This window comes from Streptomyces sp. NPDC029138 (genome assembly GCF_055564375.1).
In genome coordinates, this window is the sequence record NZ_JBVHWM010000033.1 from 48,001 (window position 1) to 59,934 (window position 11,934).

Below are 11,934 nucleotides of genomic sequence, written 5' to 3' on the forward strand. Positions count from 1 at the left end.
TGTGGCGCGCGCATCGTCGTATGCCGGGGGCACAGGCCCGGCGAGGTTGCCGATCGCGGGCGGCGCCGACCCGTTTCCGAAAAACGGCCGGAAAAATATGAGCGCCAGATTCGAGGCCTCTGTATTCGAGTGTACGTTCGAGATCGTCGCGACCTCTCGTTCACCCCGATGTCGCCCGCCCGCCTCCCGCGCGTGCCACTCTCCCGGCGCTGGGCAGAGCCGACGGCAGGGAAGGGGCGCTCAGGCGATGGAGAGCGGACCGGCGATCTTCGCGGGAGTGGTGTTCGCCCTGTTCGGGGCCGGTCTGCTGGTGTGGACCGGGGCCCGTCTCCGGCGCCGGGAACCGGTGGCCGTCGGTGTGAGTCGGGTCGCATCCGCCGCCGTCGCGAGCGTCGCCGGGACGGTCGCGCTGACCCTCGCTGTGTACTGCCTGACCCGGGTCTGAGACGGGTACCCGCCCTGTTCGGCGGGTGAGGGGAGCGTCACGCTCCGGACAGGGTCAGGGGGGTGACCGGGCAGTCCGGGCGGCAGGAACGGCGGTAGTCGGGTTACCGTTCGAGTGGCCGTTGTGGGCTTTTCCCGTTTGACACGGGGGCGGGATGTAGCGTCACACTCCGCAGCGTCACACGAGCCATCAGTACGCCGCGACCCCGGGACCAAGGCCTGGGGAGGCCCCCAGCGTCGACCGGAGAGAAGAGCGAAGTTGTCCCCGACCAGCGAGACCGCACAGGGCGGTCGCCGACTCGTCATCGTCGAGTCGCCTGCCAAGGCGAAGACGATCAAGGGCTACCTCGGCCCCGGCTACATCGTCGAGGCGAGCGTCGGGCACATCCGCGACCTTCCCAACGGTGCCGCCGAGGTGCCCGAGAAGTACACCGGCGAGGTCCGTCGCCTCGGTGTGGACGTCGACCATGACTTCCAGCCGATCTATGTGATCAACGCGGACAAGAAAGCCCAGGTCAAGAAGCTCAAGGACCTCCTGAAGGACTCCGACGAGCTGTTCCTCGCCACTGACGAGGACCGGGAGGGCGAGGCGATCGCCTGGCACCTCCAGGAGGTCCTGAAGCCGAAGATCCCGGTCAAGCGCATGGTGTTCCACGAGATCACCAAGGACGCGATCCGCGAGGCCGTCGCCAACCCGCGCCAGCTCAACCAGAAGCTGGTCGACGCCCAGGAGACCCGCCGCATCCTCGACCGTCTCTACGGCTACGAGGTCTCCCCGGTGCTGTGGAAGAAGGTCATGCCCCGGCTGTCGGCCGGCCGCGTGCAGTCCGTCGCCACACGACTCGTCGTGGAGCGGGAACGCGAGCGCATCGCTTTTCGTTCTGCTGAGTACTGGGACCTGACGGGCACCTTCGCGACCGGCCGCGCGGGGGATCCGTCGGACCCGTCGTCGCTGGTCGCCCGCCTCCAGACCGTCGACGGCCGGCGAGTCGCGCAGGGCCGCGACTTCGACTCCCTGGGACAGCTCAAGAGCGCGAACACCCTCCACCTCGACGAGGCGACCGCCCGCGCCCTCGCCGCCGCCCTGGAGAACACCCGCTTCTCCGTGCGGTCCGTCGAGTCCAAGCCGTACCGCCGCTCGCCGTACGCCCCGTTCCGTACGACGACGCTTCAGCAGGAGGCCAGCCGCAAGCTCGGCTTCGGCGCGAAGGCGACCATGCAGATCGCCCAGAAGCTGTACGAGAACGGCTACATCACGTACATGCGTACGGACTCCACGACGCTGAGCGAGACGGCGGTCACCGCCGCCCGCGCCCAGGTCACGCAGCTGTACGGCGCCGACTACCTGCCGCCTCAGCCGCGCACCTACGCCGCCAAGGTCAAGAACGCGCAGGAGGCGCACGAGGCGATCCGTCCGTCGGGTGATCGTTTCCGCACGCCGGCGGAGACCGGCCTGACCGGCGACCAGTTCAAGCTGTACGAGCTGATCTGGAAGCGGACCGTCGCCTCCCAGATGAAGGACGCGACCGGCAACAGCGTGACCGTGAAGATCGGCGGCACCGCCGCCGACGGGCGGGACGTCGAGTTCAGCGCCTCCGGCAAGACGATCACCTTCCACGGCTTCCTGAAGGCCTACGTCGAGGGTGCCGACGACCCGAACGCCGAGCTGGACGACCGCGAGCGCCGGCTGCCGCAGGTCGCCGAGGGCGACGCGCTGTCCGCCGAGGAGATCACGGTCGACGGCCACGCCACCAAGCCCCCGGCCCGCTACACCGAGGCCTCCCTGGTCAAGGAGCTGGAAGAGCGCGAGATCGGCCGCCCGTCGACGTACGCGTCGATCATCGGCACGATCCTCGACCGCGGCTACGTCTTCAAGAAGGGCACGGCCCTGGTGCCGTCGTTCCTGTCGTTCGCCGTGGTGAACCTCCTGGAGAAGCACTTCGGGCGGCTCGTCGACTACGACTTCACGGCCAAGATGGAGGACGACCTCGACCGCATCGCGGCGGGCGAGGCCAAGGCCGTGCCGTGGCTGAAGCGGTTCTACTTCGGCGAGACCCAGTCCGACAGCGGCTCCGCCGTGGGGGGCCCCGGCAGCGCGGCCGACGCCGGCAACGGCGACGGCGACCACCTCGGCGGCCTCAAGGAGCTGGTGACCGACCTGGGCGCGATCGACGCGCGCGAGGTGTCGTCGTTCCCCGTGGGCAACGACATCGTGCTCCGCGTCGGCCGCTACGGCCCGTACATCGAGCGCGGCGAGAAGGACACCGAGCAGCACCAGCGCGCCGACATCCCGGACGACCTGGCGCCGGACGAGCTGACCGTCGAGCTGGCCGAGGAGCTGCTGGCCAAGCCCAGCGGCGACTTCGAGCTGGGCACCGACCCGGCCACCGGCCACACGATCGTCGCCAAGGCCGGCCGCTACGGCCCGTACGTCACGGAGGTCCTCCCCGAGGGCACCCCGAAGACCGGCAAGAACGCGGTCAAGCCGCGCACGGCCTCGCTCTTCAAGTCGATGTCACTCGACACGGTGACGCTCGAGGACGCGCTGAAGCTGATGTCGCTGCCGCGCGTCGTCGGCACCGACACGGACGGCCAGGAGATCACCGCGCAGAACGGCCGCTACGGCCCGTACCTGAAGAAGGGCACGGACTCGCGTTCGTTGCAGTCCGAGGACCAGATCTTCACGATCACGCTGGAGGAGGCGCAGGCGATCTACGCCCAGCCCAAGCAGCGTGGCCGGGCGGCCGCCAAGCCGCCGCTGAAGGAGCTGGGCGAGGACCCGGTCTCCGGCAAGCCGGTCGTGGTCAAGGACGGCCGCTTCGGCCCGTACGTCACCGACGGCGAGACCAACGCGACCCTCCGCTCGGGCGACAGCGTCGAAACGATCACTCCTGAGCGTGGTTTCGAGCTGCTCGCCGAGAAGCGCGCGAAGGCCCCCGCCAAGAAGACCGCGAAGAAGGCGGCGGCCAAGAAGACCGCACCGGCGAAGAAGACCGCCGCCAAGAAGACGGCCGCGAAGAAGACGACGGCCGCCGCGAAGAAGACGACCGCCAAGAAGACCACCGCGAAGAAGGCGACGGCTTCCAAGGCGACGGCTTCCGGCACGGAGGACTGACACCCGTCGGACGGCGGCCACTGGCCCGATTCGCGAAACGAACGCCCCGGCACCCTTCGGTGCCGGGGCGCGCGTACGTCCGGACACGCGAGGTGTGGTGTCAGTGGCTGCGGATAGGCTGCACGCATGACGCGAGCCGAGCAGCCGACGGCCCACACGACAGCACCGGACGACGCCCTGGTCGCGGACTCCCGCGAGCGCGCCGTCCGTTCCCTGCTGCGCCGACCGCCGCTGCGGCGCCTGTGGAGCGCGCAGCTGGTGAGCGGTGTCGGCGACACCCTGTCCCTCCTCGTCCTGGTCCTCCTGGTCCTTCAGGCGGCGATCGCCGAGGGGGCCTTCGGCGGTGGCTACCGAGGCGTGGCGTTCGCAGTGGCGACGGTCTTCGCCGCACGCGTCCTCGCCGCGCTGCTCTTCGGCGCCGTCCTCCTCGGCCCGCTGTCCTCGCTCACCGCTCAGGAGGGCCCGCTCGACCGCCGCTGGACCATGGTCGGCGCCGACGGCCTGCGCGCCGCGCTGCTGATCGTCGCGCCCCTGTGGATCGACTGGACGCCGGACAACGCGCTGGCCGTCCTGCTGGTCACCGCCTTCGTCACCGGCGTCGCCGAGCGGCTGTGGACCGTGTGCCGGGAGAGCGCGGCCCCGGCCCTGCTGCCGGGCCCGCCACCGGAGGGCGCGACGGTACGGCCGCTGCCGGACCACCTGGACGCCCTGCGCCGTCTGTCGGTGCGGACGACCTTCCTGGCGGTCCCGCTGGCCGCCGCCGCCCTGGTCGTCGCCGCGCTGCTGAACAACCTGCTGGGCACCGGCGTGGCCTGGTTCGACCAGCACCAGGCGGCCCTCGGGTCGTATGTGGCGGCGGGCCTGTTCGCCGCCTCCCTGTCCGTGCTGACCTATCTGGAGCTGCCCGACACGCGCACCCCGCGTGCGCGGTCCCCGCTGGAGGGCCTGCGCCGCCCGCGCACCGCCACCGGCGTCGACAAGGGCCGTACGGGGGCCATCCCGCTGCTCGTCCCGGCCTGCGCCGGGGTCGCCGGGGCCATCGCGGCGGCCGTCTCCGTGTGCGTGCTGCACGCCAAGGACCTGGGCGGCGGCCCGGTGCTGTACGGCCTGCTGGTGCTGGGCCTGACCGGCGGTGTCGCCGTCGGCATCCGCACCGCCCCCGCGCTGCTGCCCTCGCTCTCCCGCCGTCGCCTGCTGGCCCTGGCCATCGCCGTCACCGGCATCGCGCTGCTGGCCGCCGGGCTGGTCCCGGACGTCACCACGGTCCTGCTGATCGTCACGCTGGCCGGCGTCGGCGCGGGCGTGGCCGCCAACACCGGGCACACCCTGCTCGACCAGGAGACCGAGGACCACCGCAGGGCGCGCACCACCGAGCACCTGCACGCCGTGGTCCGCGTCTTCATAGCGCTCGGCGCCCTGATCGCACCCGTGTTCGCGGCGCTCGTCGGCCCGCACCGCCTGGAGAACGGCAAGTTCGTCTTCGCGCACGGCGGCGCGGCGTTCACGCTGATGCTGGTCGGCGCGCTGCTGCTGCCGGTGGCCGCGCTGGTGCTCGCCAAGGTCGACGACCGCTCCGGCGTGCCGCTGCGGCAAGACCTCAGGGACGCCCTGCTGGGCGGCGACGACCCGGTCACCGCCCCGGCGGCCAGCGGCTTCTTCATCGCGCTGGAGGGTGGTGACGGCGCCGGCAAGTCCACGCAGGCCGAGGCCCTCGCCGAGTGGATCCGCGCCAAGGGCCACGAGGTCGTGCTCACCCGCGAGCCCGGCGCCACCCCGGTGGGCAAGCGGCTGCGCTCGATCCTGCTGGACGTGTCCTCGGCGGGTCTGTCGCACCGCGCGGAGGCGCTGCTGTACGCCGCCGACCGCGCCGAGCACGTCGACACGGTCGTGCGCCCCGCCCTGGAGCGCGGCGCGGTGGTGATCACCGACCGCTACATCGACTCCTCCGTCGCCTACCAGGGCGCCGGCCGCGATCTGTCCCCGACCGAGATCGCCCGCATCAACCGCTGGGCCACCAACGGACTCGTCCCGCACCTCACCGTCCTGCTGGACGTCTCCCCGGAGACCGCCCGCGAGCGGTTCACCGAGGCACCGGACCGGCTGGAGTCGGAGCCGGCGGAGTTCCACGCGCGCGTGCGGGCCGGTTTCCTCACGCTGGCCGCCTCCGACCCGGGCCGCTACCTGGTCGTGGACGCCGGGCAGGAGCCCGAGGCCGTCACCACCGTGATCCGGCACCGGCTGGACACCGTGCTGCCGCTGTCCGAGGCCGAGATCAAGGCCCAGGAGGAGGCGCGCAGGAAGGCCGAGGAGGAAGCCCGCCGCAAGGCCGAGGAAGAGGCCGCCCGCAAGGCCGAGGAGGAGCGCCTGGAGCGCGAGCGCCAGGAGCAGCTGGCCAAGCTGCGCGCCGAGGAGGAGGAGCGCAAGCGGCGCGAGCTGGAGGAGGCGCAGCGGCGCGAGGCCGAACGGCAGGCGGAGGAGGCCCGGCAGCGGGCCGAGGAAGCCCGTCGGCGCGCGGAGGAGGAGCGGCAGCGGCTGCTCGCCGAGGAGAAGGCACGCGCCGAGGAGGAGGCCCGCCGCAGGGCCGAGGAGGAGCGGCGCCGCCGGCAGGCCGAGGAGGAGGCCCGGCTGCGCGCCGAGGAAGAGGCCCGGCAGGCCCGGCTCCGCGCCGAGGAGGAGGCCCGGCGCCTGGAGGCACAGCGCAAGGCCGAGGAGGCGCTGCTGCGGGCGGAGGAGGCCCGCCGGCAGGCCGCCGAGGCCGCGGCGGCGGCCGACGCGGCGGCCCGCAGGCCCAGCGCGCCTCTGCCGACGGCCCTGGGCGTGGTCCCCGACGCGGCCACGGTCCCCACGCCGGTGGTGTCACCGGACGGGGACGGGCGTCGTGCGGACGCTTGGAGTGCGGACCCGGACGGGCGTCCTGCGGACGCTTGGGGCGCGGACGCGCGCGGTGCGGATTCCCGGGCGGCCGACACCCGGGGCATGGACGAGACGACGGTGCTGCGGCCGGTGCGCGAGCAGCGCGGCGGCTCGGCCGGCGAGGCCCGCGGCGCCTCCCCGGACGCCGAGGTGACCGCCGAGCTGCCGCAGCCGCCGGCGCCCTCCGGGGCGGCGGACGAGACCGCGGTGCTGCCGCAGGTGCCGCCGGGCGCGGCGGACGAGACGGCCGTGCTGCCGCCGGTGTCCGCCGACGAGACGGCCGAGCTGCCGTCGGTGGCTCCGGGTGCGGCCGACGAGACCGCCGTGCTGCCGCCCGTACGGGACGACGCCCCGTCCGACCGGGTGCCGCCCGGCTTCTTCCGGGACGAGCGGCCCGCCGCGGGCCCCGACGGCTCCGACGCACGCACGCGGGAGATGCCCCAGATCGACGCCGACGGCACGCCCCGCCGCCGCCCGCGCCCCGACTGGGCCGAGGAGACCCCGCTGGACGACCTGCCGACGCTGGCCGACGAACTGCTGGGGTCGTACGACGGGGGCGAGCACGGCGACCAGGGGCGCGACGGGGAGGAGCAGGGCCGCAAGGGCCGTGGCCGGGGCCGACGCGGCTGACGGCGGTGCGGTCGGTCCGCCGCACCTTCGCCGGCCCCCCGCCGTACCTTCGCCGCCCCGCCGTACCTCCGCTCGCCCGCGTTGTCAGTGCCCACCCGCACAATGGATCCCGGAACGCGCAGTGTGACGGAAGGGCGGCGTGACCCATGACCGTGTGGGACGACCTCGTCGGGCAGGAGAAGGTGAGCGCGGTGCTCGACGCCGCCGCGCGGGACGCCGACGCCCTCGTCACGGCCGCCGCGGCGGGCCAGCCGCTGCCCGAGACGTCGAAGATGACCCACGCCTGGCTCTTCACGGGCCCGCCCGGCGCGGGCCGGAACCAGGCGGCCAGGGCCTTCGCCGCCGCCCTTCAGTGCGTGAGCCCCGACCGCGCGCTCGGCGGCGCCCCCGGCTGCGGCTTCTGCGACGGCTGCCACACCGCGCTGCTCGGCACCCACGCGGATGTCACGACGGTCGCAGCGGTCGGCTCCGAGATCCTGGTCAAGGACATGCGGGACACGGTCCGCAAGTCGTTCACCTCCCCGGCGAACGGCCGCTGGCAGATCATCCTGGTCGAGGACGCCGAGCGGCTGAACGAGAAGTCGGCCAACGCCGTCCTCAAGGCGGTGGAGGAGCCCGCCCCGCGCACGGTCTGGCTGCTGTGCGCGCCCTCCATCGAGGACGTCCTGCCGACCATCCGCTCCCGCTGCCGCCACCTGAACCTGCGCACGCCGTCCGTCGAGGCGGTCGCCGACATGCTCATGCGGCGCGACGGCATCGAGCCCGAGGTCGCCGCGTCCGTCGCCCGCGCGACCCAGGGCCATGTCGACCGGGCCCGCCGCCTGGCCACCGACCCGGCGGCCCGCGAGCGCCGCGCCGCCGTGCTGAAGCTCCCGCTGCGGCTGGATCAGGTCGGCGCCTGTCTGAGGGCCGCCCAGGAGCTGGTCGACGCGGCGGCCGAGGACGCCAAGCAGCTCGCCGAGGAGATGGACGGCAAGGAGGCCGAGGAGCTGAAGGCGGCGCTCGGCGCGGCCCAGGGCGGCCGGATGCCGCGCGGTACGGCGGGGGTGATGAAGGAACTGGAGGACATGCAGAAGCGCCGCAGAACCCGTACGCAGCGCGACAGCCTGGACATCGCCCTCGGCGACCTCACCGCCTTCTACCGCGACGTCCTCGCCCTCCAGCTCGGCACGCGCGTGGCGCTCGCCAACGCCGACGCCGAGGACGCCCTGGAGCGGCTGGCCCGGGCCAGCGCCCCGGAGTCCACGCTCCGCCGCATCGAGGCGATCGCCGCGTGCCGGGAGGCCCTGGACCGCAATGTGGCTCCGCTGCTGGCGGTGGAGGCGATGACGATGGCGCTGCGGGCGGGCTGAGGCCGTAAGCCGTCAGGGCCCCGGGCTGAGCACGGAAGGCGGCCGCGACCGGCCGGCAGGGAGAACGACGTCGGGACTGGGGGCTGGGAAGGGCGTCGTGACCGGCCAGCAGGGAAGGACGTCGGGACTGGCCGGCTGGGAAGGGCGTCGTGACCGGCCGGCAGAGAAGGACGTCGGGACTGGCCGGCTGGGAAGCGCGTCGGGACCGGCCGGCAGGGAAGGAGGCCACCATGTCCCTCGTAAGAGCCACAAATCCCACGCAACGCACACATCCCTTCGCACACGGTTAGGCTCGCCGGATGCACACCAGGCCATCCCCCCGCACCCGCCGGGCCCGGGGCACCCGCACCCGGACGACGGTCCGCCTCACGGCCACCCTCCTCACGGCCGCCGCACTGCTCCTGTCCGCCTGTTCCTCCGGGAGCTCGACCACATCACCGGCGGGCGGGACGGTGGAGGCGGCGCTGGCCGCGCTGCCGCGTTCGACGCCGTCGGCGCTGACGCCGTACTACAGCCAACGGCTGCGCTGGCACGACTGCGGTGTGCCCGGATTCCAGTGCGCGACGATGAAGGCCCCCCTGGACTACGCCAAACCCGACGCGGGCACTGTGCGGCTCGCCGTCGCCCGCAAGAAGGCCACCGGCAAGGCCAAGCCGCTCGGCTCGCTGCTGGTCAACCCGGGTGGCCCGGGGGGTTCGGCGGTCGGGTACCTCCAGCAGTACGCCGGCATCGGCTACCCGGCCCAGGTCCGCGCCCGCTACGACATGGTCGCGGTGGACCCGCGGGGCGTCGCCCGCAGCGAGCCCGTCGAATGCCTCGACGGACGGCAGATGGACACGTACACGCAGACGGACCTGACCCCCGACGACCAGCGGGAACGGGACGCGCTGGTCGCGGCGGACCGGAAGTTCGCGGAGAGCTGCGGCGCCCGCTCGGCGCGGCTGCTGCGGCACGTCTCCACCGTCGAGGCGGCACGCGACATGGACATCCTGCGGGCGGTGCTCGGGGACCGGAAACTGAACTACGTCGGGGCGTCGTACGGCACGTTCCTCGGGGCGACGTACGCCGGCCTGTTCCCCGGGCGGGTCGGCCGGATGGTCCTGGACGGTGCGATGGACCCGACCCTGGACGCCCGCAGGCTGAACCTGGACCAGACGGCGGGCTTCGAAACGGCGTTCCAGGCGTTCGCGAAGGACTGCGTTCGCCACTCCGACTGCCCGCTCGGCGGGAGGGGCGCGACGCCCGCGCAGGTCGGTGCCGATCTACAGGCGTTCTTCCGCAAGCTGGACGCCCACCCCATCCCGGCGGGCGACGCGGACGGCCGCAAGCTGGGGGAGTCGCTGGCCACGACCGGGGTGATCGCGTCCATGTACGACGAGGCGTCCTGGGAGCAGCTGCGCGAGGCGCTGACCTCGGCGATGCGGGAGAACGACGGCGCGGGCCTGCTGTCCCTCGCCGACAGCTACTACGAGCGGGACGCGAACGGCCACTACAGCAATCTGATGATGGCCAACGCCGCCGTGAACTGCCTGGACCTGCCGCCGGCCTTCTCCAGCCCCGAGGACGTCGAGAAGGCGCTGCCCGAGTTCGAGAAGGCGTCCCCGGTCTTCGGTCCGGGTCTGGCCTGGGCCTCGCTGAACTGCGCCTACTGGCCGGTGCGGGCGACGGGTGAGCCGCACCGCGTCGAGGCGAAGGGGGCGGCGCCGATCGTGGTGGTCGGCACGGTCCGCGACCCGGCGACGCCCTACCGCTGGGCCAGGTCCCTGGCCGCCCAGCTCTCCTCGGCCCGCCTGCTGACCTACGACGGCGACGGCCACACCGCGTACGGCCGGGGCAGCGCCTGCATCGACACGGCGATTGACACCTACCTGCTCCGTGGCACCCCGCCGACCTCCGGAAAGCGCTGCTCGTAGCACCCGCCGCCCACCCCGGACCACCCGCTCCGGGGTGGGTACGAAGCACCCCGGGAAACTGTGTAGACTTACCGACGTTGCCGATCGCACCATGGGTGCGGGCAGCACGCCGCTTTAGCTCAGATGGCCAGAGCAACGCACTCGTAATGCGTAGGTCTCGGGTTCGAATCCCGAAAGCGGCTCCACTGGAACCCCAGGTCAGGCATCAGCCGACCTGGGGTTTTGTCGTGTGGCGGCAGGGAGTCTGGTGCATGGCGAGTCGGTAGAAGGGTCGCGGAGGGGAATGTGGCGACAAAACCGGATCAAAGACGCGGCAAAGTGAATCGGAGTCTGGTGAACCCGCGGACCTGAGGCAACATCTTGGTGAACGGCGGGCAGCGCGCGGTCGGGGCGCGGTGCCGTCGTCGGCCGGATGGGGTGAGGGACGTGGTGGAGCCGAGGATCGCCGTCGCCGTGGTGACCATGGGCAACCGGCCCGCCGAGGTCGACGCCCTGCTTCAGTCCGTGGCCAAACAGGATCTCGCCCCCGCCCGCATCGTGATCGTCGGCAACGGCTGCCGGCTGCCCGAGTTCGCCCGCCGGCTGGACCTGCCCGGCGAGGTCACCACCATCGACGTCGAGGAGAACCTGGGCTGCCCGGGCGGCCGGAACGTCGCCCTGGCCCGGCTGCGGGAGTTCGGGGACGTCGACGTCGTCGTGGAACTGGACGACGACGGGCTGCTCGTCGATCCCGACGTGCTGCGCCGCGTGCGCGACCTGTACGCCGCCGACCCCCGCCTCGGCATCGTCGGCTTCCGCATCGCCGACGAGCGGGGCGAGACCCAGCAGCGGCATGTGCCGAGGATCGGCACGTCCGATCCGCTGCGCGGCGGCTACGTCACCGGGTTCCTCGGCGGCGGGCACGCCCTGCGCATGGCGATGCTGGCCGAGACCGGGGACTGGCCCGCCCAGTTCTTCTTCGCCCACGAGGAGACCGACCTGGCCTGGCGGGCCGCCGACGCCGGCTGGAAGATCCTGTACGCCCCCGAACTGCTCCTCCAGCACCCCAAGACCTCACCGGCCCGGCACGCCATCTACTACCGGGTCAACGCCCGCAACCGCGTCTGGCTCGTCCGGCGCCGGCTGCCGCTGCCGCTCGTCCCGGTGCACCTCGGGGTGTGGACGCTCCTCACCCTCGCCCGCACCCGTTCCCCGGCCGGGCTCAAGGCCTGGTTCGGCGGGTTCGCGGAAGGGCTGCGGGAGCCGGCCGGTGAGCGGCGGCCGATGCGCTGGCGGACGGTGTGGCGGCTGACCCGGCTGGGACGCCCGCCGGTGATCTGAGCCTGGGCAAAGAAACGGGACGGGGGCCCCGGTCGTTCACCTCCGACGGCCGGGGCCCTTGTCGTCCCCGGATCCGACCTGCGGCGACACTCCCCCGAGTTACGCGTGCTACGCGCGCGCCGTCGGGCCGAATCCGATGGAATGATCACATCAGGATTCGCCAACGGATCGCTAACATGTGGCCAACGGTTCGTCAGCGGACCTCGCAGCGGTTGGCCGGAAGTCGTCCGGCGGCAGCGGGAACCGC

Annotated in this window: 6 protein-coding genes and 1 tRNA gene; all 7 read left to right on the plus strand. The window is 72.9% G+C overall.

Annotation, left to right across the window (positions count from 1 at the left end; translation table 11 throughout):
* The first annotated feature begins 247 nt into the window (after positions 1-247).
* The 7 genes from ACZ4WH_RS24350 (at position 248) to ACZ4WH_RS24380 (ending at position 11,687) form a co-directional block, all read left to right on the plus strand.
* Entirely contained in the window at positions 248-445 is a 198-nt protein-coding gene (locus ACZ4WH_RS24350; RefSeq protein ID WP_468183849.1) for a hypothetical protein, read from the plus strand.
* A 258-nt stretch (positions 446-703) separates the two neighbouring features.
* Complete coding sequence (gene topA, locus ACZ4WH_RS24355; protein ID WP_468183851.1) at positions 704-3,559, plus strand: type I DNA topoisomerase; 2,856 nt, start codon at positions 704-706, stop codon at positions 3,557-3,559.
* Between the two features lie 126 nt (positions 3,560-3,685).
* Positions 3,686-7,102 (plus strand): dTMP kinase, encoded by a 3,417-nt coding sequence (gene tmk / locus ACZ4WH_RS24360; protein ID WP_468183854.1) that lies wholly within the window; start codon positions 3,686-3,688, stop codon positions 7,100-7,102.
* Positions 7,103-7,248: 146 nt separating this feature from the next.
* Complete coding sequence (locus tag ACZ4WH_RS24365; protein WP_468183857.1) at positions 7,249-8,454, plus strand: DNA polymerase III subunit delta'; 1,206 nt, start codon at positions 7,249-7,251, stop codon at positions 8,452-8,454.
* Between the two features lie 299 nt (positions 8,455-8,753).
* Entirely contained in the window at positions 8,754-10,367 is a 1,614-nt protein-coding gene (locus ACZ4WH_RS24370; RefSeq protein WP_468183860.1) for an alpha/beta hydrolase, read from the plus strand.
* 108 nt (positions 10,368-10,475) lie between these two features.
* A tRNA-Thr gene (locus ACZ4WH_RS24375) sits at positions 10,476-10,552 on the plus strand.
* Between the two features lie 241 nt (positions 10,553-10,793).
* Entirely contained in the window at positions 10,794-11,687 is an 894-nt protein-coding gene (locus tag ACZ4WH_RS24380) for a glycosyltransferase family 2 protein (RefSeq protein ID WP_468183863.1), read from the plus strand.
* Positions 11,688-11,934: the final 247 nt, after the last annotated feature.

Coding starts and splice junctions, on each gene's coding strand:
- ACZ4WH_RS24350 (WP_468183849.1), top strand. CDS start 248: ATGGAGAGCGGACCGGCGATCTTCGCGGGAGTGGTGTTCGCCCTGTTC.
- tmk (WP_468183854.1), top strand. CDS start 3,686: ATGACGCGAGCCGAGCAGCCGACGGCCCACACGACAGCACCGGACGAC.
- ACZ4WH_RS24365 (WP_468183857.1), top strand. CDS start 7,249: ATGACCGTGTGGGACGACCTCGTCGGGCAGGAGAAGGTGAGCGCGGTG.
- ACZ4WH_RS24370 (WP_468183860.1), top strand. CDS start 8,754: ATGCACACCAGGCCATCCCCCCGCACCCGCCGGGCCCGGGGCACCCGC.